At 73.2% G+C, this 18055-nt stretch carries 14 protein-coding genes; 5 read left to right on the forward strand and 9 right to left on the reverse strand.

The features are described from left to right. Positions 1-627 (forward strand): FAD-dependent oxidoreductase (locus L615_RS00005; protein WP_186449648.1); only part of this gene is annotated, 627 nt, incomplete at its 5' end. Between the two features lie 86 nt (positions 628-713). Here the strand turns inward: L615_RS00005 and L615_RS22985 are convergent. Then, positions 714-857 carry a GPGG-motif small membrane protein gene (locus L615_RS22985; protein WP_186449649.1) on the reverse strand — a complete coding sequence of 48 codons (144 nt, stop codon included), beginning with the start codon at positions 855-857 and terminating at the stop codon, positions 714-716. 124 nt (positions 858-981) lie between these two features. Next, a complete protein-coding gene (locus L615_RS00010; protein ID WP_028653855.1) occupies positions 982-1467 on the reverse strand; it encodes a DUF5709 domain-containing protein in 486 nt (161 codons plus the stop codon). A gap of 44 nt (positions 1468-1511) precedes the next feature. Here L615_RS00010 and L615_RS00015 point away from each other — a divergent pair, with 44 nt between their 5' ends. From L615_RS00015 to L615_RS00030, 4 genes are read left to right on the forward strand one after another with little or no spacing between them, the layout of a single operon-like run. Then, positions 1512-2120, forward strand: a complete 609-nt coding sequence (locus L615_RS00015; RefSeq protein WP_145723677.1) for a DUF4126 domain-containing protein — start codon at positions 1512-1514, stop codon at positions 2118-2120. Between the two features lie 27 nt (positions 2121-2147). Further along, a complete protein-coding gene (gene xylB / locus L615_RS00020; protein WP_145723678.1) occupies positions 2148-3554 on the forward strand; it encodes a xylulokinase in 1407 nt (468 codons plus the stop codon). Beyond that, complete coding sequence (xylA, locus tag L615_RS00025; RefSeq protein WP_145723679.1) at positions 3554-4735, forward strand: xylose isomerase; 1182 nt, start codon at positions 3554-3556, stop codon at positions 4733-4735. Before xylB ends, xylA begins: the two co-directional genes overlap by 1 nt. After that, positions 4728-5906, forward strand: coding sequence for an ROK family protein (locus tag L615_RS00030; RefSeq protein ID WP_145723680.1), 1179 nt, complete (start codon positions 4728-4730; stop codon positions 5904-5906). Before xylA ends, L615_RS00030 begins: the two co-directional genes overlap by 8 nt. A gap of 330 nt (positions 5907-6236) precedes the next feature. Here the strand turns inward: L615_RS00030 and L615_RS00035 are convergent, their stop codons facing one another. The 7 genes from L615_RS00035 to L615_RS23930 form a co-directional block, all read right to left on the reverse strand. Beyond that, complete coding sequence (locus L615_RS00035) at positions 6237-7451, reverse strand: ROK family transcriptional regulator (protein WP_145723681.1); 1215 nt, start codon at positions 7449-7451, stop codon at positions 6237-6239. A gap of 57 nt (positions 7452-7508) precedes the next feature. Beyond that, complete coding sequence (locus tag L615_RS00040; protein ID WP_145723682.1) at positions 7509-8912, reverse strand: sugar ABC transporter permease; 1404 nt, start codon at positions 8910-8912, stop codon at positions 7509-7511. 8 nt (positions 8913-8920) lie between these two features. After that, positions 8921-9697 carry an ATP-binding cassette domain-containing protein gene (locus tag L615_RS00045; protein ID WP_145723683.1) on the reverse strand — a complete coding sequence of 259 codons (777 nt, stop codon included), beginning with the start codon at positions 9695-9697 and terminating at the stop codon, positions 8921-8923. A 142-nt stretch (positions 9698-9839) separates the two neighbouring features. After that, positions 9840-10931, reverse strand: coding sequence for a sugar ABC transporter substrate-binding protein (locus L615_RS00050; protein WP_036516312.1), 1092 nt, complete (start codon positions 10929-10931; stop codon positions 9840-9842). A 591-nt stretch (positions 10932-11522) separates the two neighbouring features. Then, on the reverse strand, positions 11523-14069 hold the full coding sequence (locus L615_RS00055) for a bifunctional FO biosynthesis protein CofGH (protein ID WP_145723684.1): 2547 nt from the start codon (positions 14067-14069) through the stop codon (positions 11523-11525). Positions 14070-14173: 104 nt separating this feature from the next. Next, positions 14174-15184 (reverse strand): hypothetical protein, encoded by a 1011-nt coding sequence (locus L615_RS00060; RefSeq protein WP_145723685.1) that lies wholly within the window; start codon positions 15182-15184, stop codon positions 14174-14176. A 309-nt stretch (positions 15185-15493) separates the two neighbouring features. Next, positions 15494-17884: an MMPL family transporter gene (locus tag L615_RS23930; RefSeq protein WP_261376497.1), complete on the reverse strand. Its 2391-nt coding sequence runs from the start codon at positions 17882-17884 to the stop codon at positions 15494-15496. Positions 17885-18055 lie beyond the last annotated feature (171 nt).

The raw sequence follows: 18055 nt of genomic DNA on the forward strand, positions 1-18055 counted from the left end.
CGCTGGCCCGACACCGCGGTGACGCTGGCGTTCCCGGGGGAGCGGGCGTTGCCGCGGCACCACCCGCGGGTGTGGTCCGTGGCCCGCCGTCGCCTGGCCCGGGCCGGGGTGCGGCTCCTGCCCCGCCMCCSSGCCGAGCTGCCGGCCGGCTTCACGGCCGACCGGATCACGACTGGACCGGTGAGGTGGACGAACGGGCGGGCGCCGGTCGACGCCGACGCGGTGCTCTGGGCCATCGGCAGCGTCCGCCCGAACACCGACTGGCTGCCGCCTGCGCTGCTCGACGAGCAGGGCTTCGTCCGGGTGCGACCGACCCTCGAGGTGCCGGGCGTGGACGGGGTGTTCGCCGTCGGCGACGTGGCCGCGACCGACCCGTTGCGGTCGTCGGCGCGCAACCGGGCCGACCGGCTGCTCGCCCGCAACGTGCTCGCGCACCTGCGCGGCGAGCCGCTGTCGTCGTACCGGCCGCCGGGGCGGCGCTGGGGCTCGGTGCTCGGCCCCGAGGCCGACGGGCTGCGGGTGTTCGCACCGTCCGGGCACCCGTTCCGGTTCCCCGCGTGGACGGTCGACCGGCTGCTGCAGGCCTGGATCGTGCGCCGCGGGATCTACGGCGGCGTGCGCCGCTGAGGACGTGCAGGGGGACGTCAGGGCAAAAAGAGAGCTGCGGCGCACCCCTGTGGGACTGGAGGGGAGCGCCGCAGCCGTCTGGTCGGTCAGGTGAAGATGCTGACACCGCCGGGGCCGACCAGCAGGCCCACGATGATCAGGACGACCCCCCACAGGACCTCGCCGCGGAACAGGCTGACGATGCCCGACACCACGAGGATGACGGCCAGGATCCACAAGATGAATGCCACGATTTCCCTCCTCCTTCTCAGGGGCCTCGCGGCCCTGACCACTGGTACCCCGGTCGTGTTGCGCTAGACGGGTCGGCGTCCGTCCGCGGATGCGAGGGCCGGCCCACGCGGCCGTCCGGCCGGGTCAGTCCGAGGCGCCCAGCTCGTCCTCGCCGACGACGTGCATCGCGGCCTCCTCCGCGCTCGCAGCGGCGCCGTCGATGCCCACGTCCTCGGCGACGAGGTCCTTCTCCACGTCGTCGTGGACGCCCTCGTCCGGGGCGACCAGGCGGCCGGCACGGGTGTCGCCCACCTCGACCCCCTCCTCGTCCGCGTCGTGCGGGACGCCGTCCTCGTCGACGTCGGCCTCGGCACGCGGGTCGGGCTCGGGCACCTCCTCGGCGAGGCGGTCGTCGAGCGGCCGGTCGTGCGCCTGCTCCCACGGCGTGTTGCCGTAGCCCTGCGCGGCGGAGTACCTCTCCGGCGGCGAGTAGCCGCGGTCGAGCTCGTCCTCCACGTCGTCGCCGACGAGGGTGTCCTCGGGCTGCAGCTGGTCCTCCGCGTCGATGCTGTAGTCCTCGTAGTGCTCCTGGTCGTTCCCGGCCTCGTTGTGCTCGTTCTGGGTGCTCATGAGCGCTTCGGTACCCGGACCTGCTGCGGCCTTACGCTGGCGCGGTGGAATCACTCGCCCTGGCGTTCTCCTCGGGCTGGGCCAGCGGGGTCAACAGCTACCTCGTGGTCCTGGTGCTGGGCATCGCGGACCGGGTCGGGTCCTTCGACTCCGTTCCCGACGTGCTCGGTCGCTGGGAGGTGCTCGCGGTCGCGGCAGCGCTGTACGCCTTCGAGTTCGTCGCCGACAAGATCCAGTACGTCGACTCCGCCTGGGACGTCGTCTCGACCGCGATCCGGCCGGTCGTCGGCGGGGTCCTCGGCGTCCTCGTCGCCGGCGACTCGGCCGCGCTGGACGAGCTGGTCGGTGGCACGGTCGGCGGCACCAGCGCGCTCGTCTCGCACACGGTCAAGACCGGCACCCGGATGGCGGTCAACACCTCGCCCGAGCCGTTCTCCAACGTCGGGGTCAGCCTCGGCGAGGACGTGGTCGTGCTCGCCGTCGTGTGGTTCGCCGTCGAGCACCCGGTCGCTGCGGCGGCCGTCGCGCTCGTGCTGCTGCTCCTGGGGCTGCTCCTGCTGTGGCTGGCGTGGCGGCTCGTGCGTCGCGGGTGGGCCCGGCTCCGGGCCTGGCGAGCGCGTCGCGGAGGCAGCGGAACGAGGGCCTTGACTTAAAGTTCAAGTGTCGTACTAAATGGGGGCGTGTCCCTCGTCCTCGGCGTCGACTCCTCGACGCAGTCCACCAAGGCCGTCCTGGTCGACGCCGCCGACGGCACCGTCGTCGCGCAGCAGACCGCCCCGCACCCGCCCGGGACGGAGGTCGACCCGCGCGCCTGGCTGGGCGCCCTCGAGCTCGCCACGGACGGCCTGCTCGAGCAGGCCGACGCGGTCGCGGTCGCCGGCCAGCAGCACGGGATGGTCGTGCTCGCCGACGACGGCACGCCGGTGCGCGACGCGCTGCTGTGGAACGACACCCGCTCCGCCGGCGCGGCGACCCAGCTGATCGCCGAGCTCGGCGGCCCGCAGGCGTGCGCCGACGCCCTCGGCAGCGTGCTGGTCGCCTCCTTCACCAGCACCAAGCTGCGCTGGCTGCGCGACCACGAGCCCGAGTCCGCCGCCCGGGTCGCCCGCGTGCTGCTGCCGCACGACTACGTCTCGGGACACCTCGCAGCACCCGGCACGGACCCGTTCACCGACCGCGGTGACGCCTCCGGCACGGGCTACTTCGACGCCCGGACGGCGACCTGGCGCCACGACCTGCTCGAGGCCGCGCTCGGTCACGCCGCCGCCCTGCCCGACGTCGTCGCCCCTGGCCTGGCCGCCGGCGAGACCAGGGACGGCAAGCCGATCGCCGCGGGCACCGGCGACAACATGGGCGCCGCCCTCGGCCTGCCCCTCGTGACCGGCGACGTCCTGGTCTCCATCGGTACGTCGGGGGTCGCCTCGGCCGTCGTGCCCGACCCCGTCGCGGACGGCACCGGCACGGTCACCGGCTTCGCCGACGCCACCGGCGGTTACCTGCCGATGGTCACCACGATGAATGCCGCCGGCATCCTCGACCTCCAGGCGCGCTGGCTCGGCGTCGACCACGACGAGCTCGCCGCCCTCGCCCTGTCGTCCGTCCCCGGCGCCGGCGGCGTCGTCCTCTCGCCCTACTACGGCGGCGAGCGGACCCCGAACCGTCCCGATGCCGTCGGCACGTGGACCGGCCTGACGCCCGCGACCACCCGCGCCGACCTCGCCCGCGCGGCCGTCGAGGCGCTGCTCTGCTCCCTCGCCGACGCCGTCGACGCCCTCGTCGCCCGCACCGGCGCCGAGCCGCGCCGGGTGCTCATGGTCGGCGGCGCCACCCGCAACCCCGCCGTCCGCGCCCTCGCCCCGGCCATCCTCGGCCGCCCGGTCGCGCTGCCCGCGCCGGGGGAGTACGTCGCCCGCGGGGCCGCCCGCCAGGCAGCCTGGGCGCTCGCCGGCACCGCCGAGCCGCCGGACTGGCCGCTGACCACGACCGACGAGCTCACCGCCGACCCGCAGCCCGCCGTCCGCGAGCGCTACGCCGCGCTCCGCAACCACCTCACCGATGTCGGCGACCCCGCCCAGGAGACGACCTGATGACCCGCACAGCCCGCCCGACACCCACCCCGGCCGACAAGTTTTCCTTCGGGCTCTGGACCGTCGGCTGGCAGGCGCGCGACCCGTTCGGCCTCGCCACCCGCGAGCCGATGGACCCCGTCCACGCCCTCGAGCAGCTCGCCGCGGTCGGCGCCTACGGCGTGAACTTCCACGACGACGACCTGGTCCCGTTCGGGTCCGACGACGCCACGCGGCAGGCGATCATCGACCGCTTCCGCCAGGGGCTCGCCGACACCGGCCTCGTCGTGACCACCGCGACCACCGACCTGTTCACCCAGCCGGTCTTCAAGGACGGGGCCTTCACGTCCAACAACCGCGACGTGCGCCGCCTCGCGCTCCGCAAGGTGATGCGCAACCTCGACCTCGCCGCCGAGCTCGGCGCGAAGGTCTACGTCTGCTGGGGCGGGCGCGAAGGTGCGGAGTACGGCGCGGCCAAGGACGTCCCCGCCGCGCTCGACCGCTACCAGGAGGCGTTCAACCTCCTCGGTGAGTACGTCACCGACCAGGGCTACGACCTCCGCTTCGCCATCGAGCCGAAGCCCAACGAGCCCCGCGGCGACCTCCTGCTCCCCACCATCGGTCACGCGCTCGCGTTCATCGAGACCCTCGACCGCCCCGACCTCGTCGGCCTCAACCCCGAGGTCGGCCACGAGGAGATGGCCGGCCTCAACGCCGCCGCCGGCTACGCCCAGGCGCTGTGGCACGGCAAGCTCTTCCACATCGACCTCAACGGGCAGAACGGCCCCCGCTACGACCAGGACCTGCGCTTCGGCGCCGGCAACGTCCGCGGAGCGTTCTGGGTGGTCGACACGCTGCTCGCAGGCGGGTACGACGGACCCGTGCACTTCGACTACAAGCCGGTGCGCGCCGAGACCGAGGCCGGCGTGTGGGCCTCGGCCCGGGCCTGCATCGACAACTACCTGATCCTGCGCGAGAAGGTCACCGCCTTCCGGGCCGACCCGGAGGTGCAGGCCGCGCTCGCCGAGGCGGAGCTGCCCGGGCTCGCCCGCCCGACCCTGGCCGAGGGGGAGGGGTGGCGCGAGCTGCTGGACTGGGAGCTCCCCGACGCCGACGCGGTCGACGCGCTCGCCCGCCGCGAGGTGGCCATGGAGAAGCTCGACCAGCTGGCCCTCGAGCACCTCTACGGTGTCCGTGGCTGAGCCTGCCGGGGCGGAGTCGCTGCGTCGGCGCAACGCCGCTGCCGTCGTACGCTCGCTGCGGGTGGACGGTCCCGGCAGCCGCGCCGACCTCGCCGCCCGCACCGGCCTCGCGAAGGCGACCGTCGGCACCATCGCCGCGGGCCTCGAGGAGGCCGGCGTGGTGCGCGAGCTCGAGCAGGTGCGCAGCGGCGAGCGCGGTCGGCCGGGCCAGCTGCTCACCCTCGCCGGCGGCCGCCCGGTCGGCCTCGGCCTCGAGGTCAACGTGGAGTACGTCGCCGCCGTGGCCCTCGACCTCGCCGGCACCGTGCGCCGCGAGGTCACCCGGCCGGTGTCGGCCGACGGTGTGGTCGCGGCGCTCGCCGAGGTCGCCCGCCAGCTGGCCGCCGACCTCGCCGGAGCCGGGCTGGAGCCCGTCGGCGCGACCGTCGCCGTGCCCGGTCTCGTCGACGGCGACGACCGCACCGCGGTGTGGATGCCCAACCTCAGCGCGACCGGCACCGCCGTCGCCGACGCCGTCGACCAGGCCCTCGGCTGGTCCGGGCGCACCCGGGTCACCAACGACGCCGACTGCTCCGCGCTGGCCGAGCTCCACCACGGCGCCGGGCGCGGGGCGGGGCACCTGCTCTACCTCACCGGCACCGTCGGCATCGGTGCCGGCATCGTCGACGACCGCCGCCTGCTGCGCGGTGCCCGCGGCTTCGCCGGGGAGGTCGGCCACCTGCCCGTCGGCGACCCCGCCGCCCGCTGCGGCTGCGGTCGCACCGGCTGCTGGGAGGCCTCCGTCGGCCTGCACGCCCTCCTCTCCGCCGTCGGCATGGAGGAGGTCGGCACCCCGCAGGAGACGGCGGCCGCCGTCGCCCGTGCTGCGGAGTCCTCCGCCGACGTCCGCGAGGGCGTCGCCGTGGTCGGCCGCTGGCTGGGCCGGGGCCTGGCCATCGTCACCGGCGTCGTCGACCCCGGCGCCATCGTGCTCGGCGGCTACTTCGCCCCGCTCGGCGACCTCGTCCTCGCCCCCGCCGCCGACGAGCTGGCTGCCACCCTCGCCTCCAGCGCCCTCGGCACCCCCGACCTCCGCCTCGGCGAGCTCGGCACCGGCTCCGCCGCCACCGGCGCCGCCGAGCGCGCCCTCGAGGACGTGCTTTCCGGAACCTCTGACCTGTTGGGAGCCTGAGCGTCATTCCCGGTGGTTGAGGTGCGACGAGCGCCAGCGAGGAGCCTCGCTGTTCTCATGGCGCGAGCGCGTCGCCTGTCGAGGGACGCGCGCAGGCCTCGCAGGCTCGGCCCGCACTTGCCCTCGACGCGCCTTCGGCGCGGGCGCCGCGCTGCCGCGCACGCGGTTGGCTCCGGTGGAGGGCACAGCAGATCTGGCGGCAAGCCCTGGCTTGTTGCACCCCGCTCCCGGTGGTTGAGGTGCGACGAGCGCCAGCGRGGAGCCTCGAAACCTCCGGGCCTTGCGGGCGGGCCGTGGTGGCGCAGTCGGGCGTTCCCGGACCCGGCTCCGCTAGCCGGCGAGGCGGGCGGGGGCGTCGGTGATCGCATCGGCGAGGCTGGCGACCGGGTCGACGAAGACCGGCTCCATCGCCATCTCCGCGGCGCCGAGGAGGACGGAGTCGTTGCCCAGGCCGGGCAGGCACAGGCGCACCGACTCGCGGGCGGGCACCAGCGCCCGCTCGCCGAGGCCGGCGGTGACCTCGCTGCGGCAGAGCCGGAAGAGCGGCAGGAAGTAGCCGCCGAGGATCACCACGCTGGGGTTGAAGATGTTGACCACGGCCCCGAGGCCGCGGCCGAGGTCGGCGGCGATCGGGCGCAGCTCGCGGGGAGCGGTGGTCATCGCGTCCAGGATCTCGCCTAGCCGGGCCACCTGGTCGGCCGGGCAGCGCAGCGCCTCGGCGATCGCCGGGGCGCCGACGACCGTCTCCCAGCAGCCGCGCGAGCCGCAGTGGCACGGACCGCCGCGGGGGTCGTGGTGGAGGTGGCCGACCTCGCCGGCGTACCCGGCCACGCCCTCGAGCCGGTTGCCGCCGATGATGACGCCGGCACCGACGCCGACGTTGCCGGAGAGGTAGACCAGGTCGTCGATGCCCACCGCCGCACCGCGGCGGTGCTCGGCGAGCGCGCCGAGGTCGGCGTCGTTGCCGAGCGCGATGGGGACGTCGAGGGCGAGGGCCGCGAGCACGATCGAGCCGAAGGACACGTCGTGCCACCCGAGGTTCGGGGCGTGCCGGATGAGGCCGTCGCTGCGCCGGACCAGGCCGGGCACCGCGATGCCGATCCCGAGCAGCGGCGCGTCGGCGGGGGACAGCGACACCACCTGGCGGACCAGGGTGGCGATCGTCGAACCGGCCAGCCACGCCTCGGGGTCCGGCGGGATCGGCGCGGCCGCCCGGTGCCAGATCCGGCCGCCGAGGCCGACCCGGGCGACGACCGCGTGGTCGACGCCGAGGTCGACCGCGACGACGTACGGACCGTCCTCACGGATCCGGACCCCGGCCGAGGGGCGGCCGGCGCTGCGACGGCCGGCGGCGGGGGAGGCGTGCTCGATCAGGCCGAGCGTCTCCAGCTCGGTGACCAGGGCCGCGATCGTCGACCGGTTCAGCCCCATCCGACCGGTGAGCTCGGCGCGCGAGACCTCGCCCGAGTCGTGGACGTGGCGCAGCAGGGTCCCGAGGTTGTGTCGGCGGACGGCTTCCTGGTTGGTCCCCGTCCCCGTCCGCACACCAGCCACGCTAGCGATCCCTTCCGTGCACGCCGCACCACCCCTCGCCGTGCACCGCTAGACCCCTGTCGCCGACCGCCGACGGCGCGAGATGGCGTCGACGCTGGCCGCGAGCAGCAGCACGCCGCCGGTCACCAGGTAGTTGGCGTAGCTCTTGTCGATGAGCAGCGGCAGGCCGTTGTCGACCGTCGCCAGCACGACGCCGCCGATCACGCCGTCGATGGCGCGTCCCCGCCCGACGTTGCCGCCGCCGGAGCCCGGCGAGACCTTGCCGNTGGCCGCGAGCAGCAGCACGCCGCCGGTCACCAGGTAGTTGGCGTAGCTCTTGTCGATGAGCAGCGGCAGGCCGTTGTCGACCGTCGCCAGCACGGTGCCGCCGATGACGGCTGCGCCGACGGCGTACAGCAGGACGTTGCCGCCGCCGGAGCCCGGCGAGACCTTGCCGGAGTACGCCGCCTGCAGGATGCCGGCCACCGCCGCGAGGGACGAGCACAGCACGAACGCCATGATCCGCATGTAGAGCACGTTGATGCCCGCGCGGCGGGCCGCCTCGCGGTTGCCGCCCACGGCGTAGAGGTGCCGGCCGAAGGCGGTGCGCGAGAGCAGGAAGGTCATCAGCAGCAGGATCACCACGACGACGGGCACCATGTAGGGCACGCCCTCGATCGGGAAGAACGGGTTGCGGCTGCGGTTGACGTTGAAGTACGCCGTCAGGCCGAGCACGACGACGGCCAGCACCGCGATGCGCAGCACCACCAGCCCGAACGGCGGGCGGGCGAGGTCGCGGGCGACCTGGCGGCGGTAGGTGAACAGTGCGAGCGCGGCGTAGGCGGCGACGATCGCGACCGCGCAGATCCAGCCGAGCGTCACCGGGACGTTCTTGATCGCGAGGCCGCGCAGCACCTCGTGGTTGAAGCGCACCGAACCGCCCTGGCCGATGAGCCGCAGCATCACGCCCTGCAGGGCGAGGAAGAACGACAGGGTCACCACGAACGACGGGATGCCGAGCCGGGCGACCATCGCGCCGATGGCGAGGCCGATGACCGCACCGCAGGCGATGCCGGCCACCACCGCGACCGGCCACGGCTGGCCGTGGTCGACGATCGCCAGCGCGGTGATCGCGGCGCCCGTGCCGCTGGCGACGCCGGCGGACAGGTCGATCTCGCCGATGAGCAGCACCGGCACGAGCGCCATCGCGAGCACGCAGATGGGCGCGGCCTGCACGGTGAGGTTGGCGAGGTTGAGGTTGGTGAAGAAGCTGTCGGTCGTCAGCCCGAAGATGACGAAGAGCACCAGCAGGCCGAGCAGCGCGGGCAGCGAGCCCATGTCGCCGCCGCGGACGCGGTTGAGGTAGTCGCGGGCCGCCTCGCGCAACGTGCCGGCGCGGTGGCTGTCCTGGGCGAAGTCGGCGTCGGCGTAGGTCGCCGAGGCGGGACGGGTCTCAGGGGTCTCGGTGGTCATCGGGTACCTCAGATCGTGGCCGACGTGGGCGACTCGGCGATGCCGTGGCTCTCGCTGCGGCCCGCGGTGATCAGCTCGACGACCTCGCGGTGGGACACCTCCGAGGCCGGTACGTCGGCGGCGACCCGGCCGAGGTAGAGCGCGGTGATCCGGTCGGCGACCTCGAAGACGTCGGTCATGTTGTGCGAGATGAGGACGACGCCCAGGCCGCGGTCGGCGAGGCGTCGTACCAGGTCGAGCACCTGACGGGTCTGGGCGACGCCGAGCGCGGCGGTCGGCTCGTCGAGGAGCACGATCTTGGAGTTCCAGAGCACGGCCTTGGCGATCGCGACGGTCTGCCGCTGCCCGCCGGAGAGGCTGGCGACCGGCTGCCGCACCGACTTCACGGTGCGCACCGACAGCGACGCGAGCGTCTCGCGGGCCTTGGCCTCCATCTGCGCCTCGTCGAGCACGGGCCAGCGGCGCAGCTCGCGCCCGAGGAACATGTTCTGGACGATGTCGAGGTTGTCGCACAGCGCGAGGTCCTGGTAGACGACCTCGATGCCGAGCCCGGCGACGTCACGCGGGCCGTGCACGTTCGCCGGCTTGCCCTCGAAGAGGTAGTCGCCACTGTCGCGGCCGTAGATGCCGGCGATCACCTTGACCAGGGTGGACTTGCCGGCGCCGTTGTCGCCGACGAGGGCGGTCACCTGCCCCGGGTAGACGGCGAAGTCGACGTCGTGGAGCACGTGGACGACGCCGAAGCTCTTGTTGACACCGCGCAGCTCGAGCAGCGGTTCGGTCATGCCTTCCTCCAGGGGTGGCGGTTCGGTGCGCCGCGGGTGGCGCGGGACGCGCGGACGGGGCGCGTCCGTCGGTGCGGGAGGGGGCGTCCGGGCCGGTCGGGCCCGGACGCCCCGGGTGCTCCTGCGACGAGGAGCGGGTGGGTCAGGAGATGCCGGCGTCAGCGCAGAGCTTCTCGAACTCCCCGCTGCACACGTCCTCCTTCTTCTGGCCGCCGTCGTCGATGACGTCCTTGACGGTGTCCTTGGTGATCGGCTGCGGGTCGAGCAGGATGCTCGGCACCTCGCTGTTGTCGGAGGAGTCCGTCGTGGTGCCGGTGGTCTCGGCGTCCTCGCCCTTGGCGAGCGCGATCGCGACGTCCGCGAGGGCACCGGCCTCGAGCTTGGCCGACTTGTAGACCGTCATGCACTGAGTGCCGGCGAGGATGTTCTGCAGACCCTCGACCGTGGCGTCCTGGCCCGTGACCGGGACCTCGCCCGCGACGCCGTTCTTCTCCAGGATCGAGATCGCCGAGCCGGCGAGGCCGTCGTTGGCCGCGAGCACGCCGTCGACCTTGCCGTCGGCCTTGGTGTAGAGCTGCTCGAAGATCGTGACCGCCTCGTCGTTGTCCCAGTCCGGGACGGCCTGCTCGCCGACCTTCTTGTACGACGAGATGCCGTCGAGCACCGAGTGGGCGCCCTCCGCGAACAGGGTGGCGTTGTTGTCGGTGGGCGAGCCGTTGAGGTAGATGATGTTCGCCGGCTTCTCGCCCAGGCAGTCGGCCAGGCCCTGGCCCTGGAGCTCGCCGACCTTGGTGTTGTCGAACGAGACGTAGTAGTCCGCCGTACCACCGAGCGTGAGCCGGTCGTAGTCGATCGTGCGGACGCCCTGGGACGCGGCCTTCTCCTGGATGGCCGCCCCGGACTCCGAGTCGAGGTTGACGATCGCCAGCACCGTGACGCCGTCGGCGATCATGCCGTCGGCGATCTTGGTCATGTTGTCGGCGTCGCCCTCGGCGTTCTTGATGTCGTACTCGACGCCCGCCTCGTCGAAGGCGGCCTCGAGGGCCGGGCGGTCCGCCGACTCCCACCGGACCGAGGACTCGGTGTCGGGGAGGATCACGCCGATCTTGCCGACCGAGCCGCCGTCACCGGCGTCCGAGCCACCGGCGCTGTCGTCGTCACCGCACGCGGCCAGGGAGAGGGCGAGGCCCAGTCCCGCCACTGCCATCACCGCAGCGTTCCTGCGCTTCAACATCCAACCGCCTCCTAGCGATCCGGGCCCGGGCGAGCGAGGGTCGCACACCATACGAGTCGGGCCATATGTTGTTTGGAACAACATATGAAGTGACGCCCGTCACGTAAAGAGGGGCGAGGGAAAAATTCCGGGACGGCGTCCCGGGTACCCCTTCGCCGGCGGGTGGCGGCTCGTCGGCGCCGGCGGGCGGGCGGGGCTGGCGGGCGGGCGGGGCTGGCGGGCGGGCAGCGCCATGTAACACGTGGTTCGCGGCTCTGCGGGCCGGTCGGCCGCTGCAACACGTGGTTCGCCGCTGTCCGCGCCCGACCACCGCTGTCACACGTTGTCCGCCCACCTGGCAGCCCGTTCACGTCTGTTCCCGCCCCACCCAGCAGGGGTACGCCGCGGTCCCCGGGCTGCCAGAGCCGCGACCAGCGTGTTACATGGCCGGGCGACGGGATCGGGCTGCCAGAGCCGCGACCAACGTGTTACATGGCCGGGGCGACGGAACCGGGCTGCCAGAGCCGCGATCAGCGTGTTACATGCGGGACGCGCGGGCCGTGCGACCCACCCGCCCCACCGGCGGACGACAGGGAGAGGGAGCGCAGAGGCTCAGGCGCGGGTCGGTACGCCGTACAGCGTGGTGCGCTCGCGGACCGGGCGGTCGATCCCGGCGCCGATCTCGACCAGCTCATCGACCGTCTTCGCGGAGCCGTGCTCGGAGCCGGCCATGCGCGAGATGGTCTCCTCCATCAGCGTGCCGCCGAGGTCGTTGGCGCCCGCCTCGAGCATGGCGCGGGTGCCCTCGACGCCGAGCTTCACCCAGCTGGTCTGGATGTTGTCGACGCGCCCGTGCAGCATGATCCGGGCCATCGCGTGCACGGCGAGGTTGTCGCGCAGGCTCGGCCCGGGGCGGGCGACGCCGGCGAGGTAGATCGGGGCGGAGGTGTGCACGAACGGCAGCGGCACGAACTCGGTGAACCCGGTGGAGCCGTTCTCGCGGGCGGTGTCCTGGACCCGCTTGAGCACGTTGAGGTGGCCGACCCAGTGCCGCGGGTTGTCGACGTGGCCGTACATCATCGTCGACGTCGTCGGCAGGCCGATGCGGTGTGCGGTGCTGACGATCTCGATCCAGGTGCTGGCGGGCAGCTTGCCCTTCGTGAGCACCCAGCGGACCTCGTCGTCGAGGATCTCCGCGGCGGTGCCGGGCAGCGAGCCGAGCCCGGACTCGCGGGCCTTGATCAGGAAGTCCTCGATCGACAGGCCGGTGCGGGCGGTGCCGTTGACGACCTCCATCGGCGAGAACGCGTGGACGTGCATGTCCGGCACGCGCTTCTTCACCGCCGCGGCGATGTCGAAGTACGCCGACGCGGGCAGCTCGGGGTCGATGCCGCCCTGCATGCACACCTCGGTCGCGCCGAGGTCCCACGCCTCCTGGGCGCGGTCGGCGACCTCGTCGTAGGACAGCGAGTAGGCGTCGGCGTCGGTGCGGCGCTGCGCGAAGGCGCAGAAGCGGCAACCGACGTAGCAGACGTTGGTGAAGTTGATGTTCCGGTTGACCACGTAGGTGACGTCGTCGCCCACCACCTGCTTGCGCAGGTCGTCGGCGAGCCGGACCACCTGCCGGAGCAGGTCGCCCTCGGCGGTCATCAGGGTCAGCGCGTGCTCGTCGGAGAGGTTGGCGGGGTCGGCCTCGGCGGCCCGGAGCGCGTCCCCGCCCTCGGCGTGCAGCACCGCAGGGGCACCGGTGCCCTGCGCGGCCTCGCGTACGGCGTCCCAGTCGCCGTAGACGGAGGCGAAGTCGCTGCGGCGGTCGTCGGTGCGGCCCTCGGCGTCGACGGCGGCGAACAGGTCGGTGCGGCCGGCGGACTCGAGGACGACGTCCGGCTCCTGCCACGGCAGGCCGGCGGGGCGGACGCCCTCGCGCGCCAGGCCGGGCATGTCGCCGTCGAGGTCGGCGAGCGCGGCGACGTGGGCGTGCAGGCGCGGGTCGATCCACGCCTCGCCGCGCACGAGCGAGCCGACGACGTACTCGGGGTGCACGGTGAGCCGGGCGCGCAGGTCGAAGCCGCAGGTCGCGGTGATCGAGTGGAGCCGGTCGAGGGAGGGCCACGGGCGCTCCGGGTTGACGTGGTCCGGCGTCAGCGGGGAGACGCCGCCCCAGTCGTCGATGCCGGCGTCGAGCAGCGCGCGGCACTCCTCGAGGTCGACCAGGTTGGGGGGCGCCTGGATGCGCGCCTTCGGGCCGAGCACGAGGCGGGTGACGGCGATCGCGGCGCGGTACTCCGCCAGGCCGAGGTCGTCCACGTGGCGCATCGCGGTGTCGGGCTTGGCCCGGAAGTTCTGGACGATCACCTCCTGCACCGCGCCGTAGGCACGGGCGTTGGCGCGCAGCGCGAAGATCGTCTCGGCGCGCTCGGTGAGCGTCTCGCCGATGCCGACGAGCAGTCCGGTGGTGAAGGGGATGCCGTGGCGTCCGGCGTCCTCGAGCACCCGCAGCCGGACCTCGGGGTCCTTGTCGGGGGAGCCGAAGTGGGCCAGCCCCCTGGTCTCGAAGAGCCGGCGCGAGGTGGTCTCGAGCATCATCCCCATCGACGGGGACACCGGCTTGAGCCGGTTGAGCTCCTCCCACGACATGACGCCGGGGTTGAGGTGCGGCAGCAGGCCGGTCTCCTCGAGCACCCGGACCGCCATCGCGCGGATGTAGGCCAGGGTCGAGTCGTAGCCCTGCTCGTCGAGCCACGCCTGCGCCTCGGGCCAGCGGTCCTCCGGCCGGTCGCCGAGGGTGAACAGCGCCTCGAGGCAGCCGAGCTCGGCCCCCTGCCGGGCGATCTCGAGGATCTCGTCGGGGGAGAGGTACGGCGCCCGGCCCTCACGCGCGGCCTGCGACGGCGTCTCCACGAAGGTGCAGTAGTGGCACCGGTCGCGGCACAGCTTGGTGACCGGGATGAACACCTTGGGCGAGTAGGTCACGACTCCGGGGCGCCCGGCGGCGACCAGGCCGGCGTCCCGCACCCGGGCGGCGGCCGCCGTCAGCCGGTCGAGCTCCTCGCCGGTCGCGGCCAGCAGGGCCTCGGCCTCAGCGGGGTCGAGGGCGGCGCCGCGCTCGGCTCGGGCGAGTGCGCGGCGGATCTGCTGGGGGGTCGGACCGTGCGTCATGACCGCCTCAGGCTACCTGCTGCCCTCCGGCCCGCAGCGGGCGAGGCTCCGGACGGACACCGCGGCCGGGGCGCCCGCCGCCGGCGTACCGGCGCCCTCCGCGATCAGTTCGGCAGGCGGCTCTTGAGCTTGCCGACCCGGGCCACGAAGTTGCCCTGGTAGGACCCCGGGAAGCTCCACGTGACGACCGTGCCCCGACCGCCGATGGCGGCGGTGACCGTGTCGGAGCACCGGCCGCTGACGGCCATGCAGTCGCCGCCGTTGCTCGTGTAGCTCGCGGTGATGCTCTCGAAGTCCCGGAAGCCCTCGTAGTGCAGCTGGAAGGCGTAGCAGCCCGGCTCGGTCGTGCAGCGCTTCTTCTTCCACCAGATCCGCTTCGGCTTCGACGTGCCGCAGAACTCGTCGACGGCCTCGGCCTCCGAGCCCCACGGGTAGGTCGTCACGGCCTGCGCCTCGACGCAGCCACGCGCCCCGCCCTCGTCGGTGTCGATCTTCACCTTCTGGCCCTTGAGCGGGGTCCAGCTGCCGGGGCCGCCCGTGTTGATGACGACGTCGCCGGCGGACGCGGAATTGGTGAAGGTGAACTCCACGGCGCGGTACGCCGCCCGCGCGGTCGCCTTGGGAGGCGGCGGCGTCTTGAGGTAGCACTCGTCGAGCGCCTCGACCGCCTCGGCGCGGTCCTCCTCGGCCGCGTCCTCGCCGTCGCTGAGCTCGAGCGAGTCCTGGGCGAACCAGGCGGCCATGGTGCCGGCACCGATGTCGTCGAGGCAGTCGGTGTCCTCGAGGTCCCACTCGTCACCGACCTGCTTGGCCCAGTTGCCGCTGCAGTCGAGGAGGCTCTCGTAGTAGGTGTTCGCGTCGGCACGCTTCCACTCACCGGTGTAGGTCCACGTGTCACCGCTGCGCTCGACGAGGCCGCGCTCCTCGAGGTCGCCGGACCGGTGCTCGTGCAGCAGCTCGTCGACGGCGCAGTCGACGTCGCCGTTGCTGGCCCAGGCCGGCTTCTCGACGCCGGCGGCGATGGCCTTGGCCGCGTCCTTGTCAGCCGCGCTGAGCGGGCCGATGCCGAGGCGGCCGGTGAAGTAGAGGAAGCCACCGACGCCGAGGCCGATCACGAGGACCAGGGCGACGACGGCGGCGATGATGATGCCCGCACGGGACTTGCGGGGCGGCTGCGGGGGGAACCCGCCGGGGAGCGGAGCCGGGGTCGGCGCCCCACTGCGGCGGCAGTGCCGTCGGCGGCTGCGCGGGCGGCGGGCCGGCGGGCTGGCCCTGGGGACGCTCGGCGCGCGGGCTCGTCGGCTCCTCGCGCGGCCAGATCGGCGACTGGTCGTTCATCGGCTGCAACACCCTCGCTCCCACGGGCCGCGGGTGCGGCCCGTGGGAGCATCGTAGGTCGATCGAGCCCCGCTCAAACGCGGAAATCAGACCCCGACGGGTTCCTTGTCGGTGTCGACCACCGGCGGCTCGTCGGCCGGCGGCTCGGGGGTGCGTGCGGCCGAGCCGCGGTCCAGCCTGCTGGGCCACCAGATCTTCCCGCCGAGGTCGAGGTTGAGGGCGGTGACCAGCACCGACCGCACGACCATCGTGTCGAGCAGCACGCCAAGGGCGACCGCCACGCCGAGCTCGGCGAGGAACACCAGCGGCAGCGAGCCGAGGACGAGGAAGGTCGCGGCGAGCACGATGCCCGCGGAGGTGATCACGCCCCCGGTCGAGGACAGCGCCACCAGGGACCCTGCGCGGGTTCCTCGGGTTGCGGTCTCCTCGCGGACCCGGGTCATCAGGAAGATGTTGTAGTCGATGCCCAGGGCGACGAGGAAGACGAAGGCGAACAACGGGAAGCCGGGGTCGGCCCCGGCGAAGCCGAAGACGTACTCGAACAGCAGCGCCGAGATCCCCAGGGCGGCGCCGAAGGACAGCACCACCGTGGCGATCAGCAGCACCGGCGCGAGCACCGCCCTCAGCAGCGCGAGCAGGATGAGGAACACGACCGCGAGCACCAGCGGGATGATGACCAGGTTGTCGCGGTTCGACGCGATCTTGGTGTCGAGGTAGAACGCTGACCCGCCGCCGACGACCGCGTCCGCGCCCTCGACGTCGTGGACCGCGTCCCGGCTGTCCTCGACGATGTCGAAGGCCGCCTGCGAGGAGATGTCCGCGCCGATCGTGGCCTCGAAGTACGAGCGACCGCCGCCCATCGCGACCGCCTCCTCGGGCGTGCCGAGGCCGTCGATGCCGGCGAGTGTGTCCTGCACCGCGTCGACGCGGTCGGTGTTCGCGACCACCTGGATGGTGTTGGAGGCGTCCTGCAGGCCGTGGTCCTCGAGGAGCTTCTGGCCCTTGATGGAGTCGAACTCCTTGGTGTAGGTGTCCTCGGTCGAGAGCCCGCCCGTGTCGAGGCGGAAGAGCCCGAGGCAGGCGACCAGCAGCAGCCCGGTCGTGACGACCCAGACCGTGCGCGGCCGGGGCCGGATAGCAGCGCCGACCTTGGCCCACAGGCCCGACGAGGTGGGCTCGCGGGAGCCGAAGTCCGGTCGCCCGTGCACGCCGGTCGTGTGCTCGATGCCGACCTGGAGCAGCATGAGCAGGCCCAGCACGGCCGGCAGCACACCGACCATCAGCACACCACCGAGGGCGCCGAGCCCGCCGTCCTGGCCGGACAGTGCGCTGCCCGACGCGGCGGCGACCGCGCCGCCGACCAGCATGCCGGCGCCGACCCGGACCCAGCGTGCGTGCTGGCCCTGCTGGGGGCCGAAGATCCAGCGCCCGACGACGACGAGCAGTGCCGGCAGCAGGGTGACCATGACCAGGAAGGTCACCGCGATGCCGATGGCGATGACCGGGCCGAGGCCGGCGGTGGAGTTGAGGTCGGCGAAGACCAGGCACAGCATGCCGACGCAGACGGTCGCCGCACTGGCGAGGATGGCCGGCGCCGCGCGGTGCAGGGCGAAGGCCATCGCCTCGTGCCGGTCCTCGTGGCGACGCAGCTCCTCGCGGTAGCGCGCGACCAGCAGCAGGGCGTAGTCGGTGCCGGCGCCGATCACGAGGATGCTCAGGATCGCCTGGCTCTGCCCGTTGACCGTGAGGTCGGCGTACTTCGCCAGCAGGTAGACCAGGCCGGTCGCGATCAGGTTGGCCGCCACGGCGCAGAAGATCGGCAGCAGCCACAGGAACGCGCTGCGGTAGGTGAGCAGCAGGATCACGACGACCACGGAGAGGGTGGCGAGGATGAGGGTGCTGTCGATGCCCTCGAAGGACTCGGCCGCGTCGGCTGCCTGGCCGCCSYAGCCGGCGAGGTGGACCTCGACGCCGTCGATGCGGGCGATGTCGCGGATCTCCTCGGCCGCGTCGGGGATGGCGTTCCACCCGTCGTCGCCGTAGTTGAGGACGAGGTAGAGGTAGCCGACCTCACGGTCGTCGGAGAGCAGCTGCTGTGGCAGGTTCGCCGCCTGCGCGACGTTGGGCGAGAGCACGTCGGGACGGCCGTCGCCGTCGGCGTCGGTGACGCCGTCGACCTCGGCGGCGATCTCCGCGGCCTGCTCGTCCATCGCGGCCAGGTCGGCGTCGGTGAGTCCGCCGTCGCGGTGGTAGGTGACGAGGGTCGGGATGTCGTTGGGGTCGACCGTCTCGGACAGCTCCTCGAGGACGGTCGTCGACTCCGCGGACTCCGGGAGCCAGGAGGACGCCTCGTTGTTCTGGACGTCGACCAGCTTTGCGTTCAGCGGTGCCAGGGACAGGGCAGCGAACACGACGATCGCTGCCACGATCCACTTGGTGACGGGGCCGGTGAGCCGGCCGGCGATCTGACGGTGCATGCGAAGGACTCTTCCACTGGGTCTTCCCGGGGGCATCGGGGATTTCTCCGGATCCGACCCTGAGATCACCCCGAACTCATCGCCCGGCGGGAACCTTTCTCGTCCCGCCACCCACGAGACACCGGAGGGCCCCGGGACGTGACGTCCCGGGGCCCTCCGGTTGGTGAGGCC

This window comes from Nocardioides sp. J9, from assembly GCF_007829375.1.
GTDB lineage: Bacteria > Actinomycetota > Actinomycetes > Propionibacteriales > Nocardioidaceae > Nocardioides.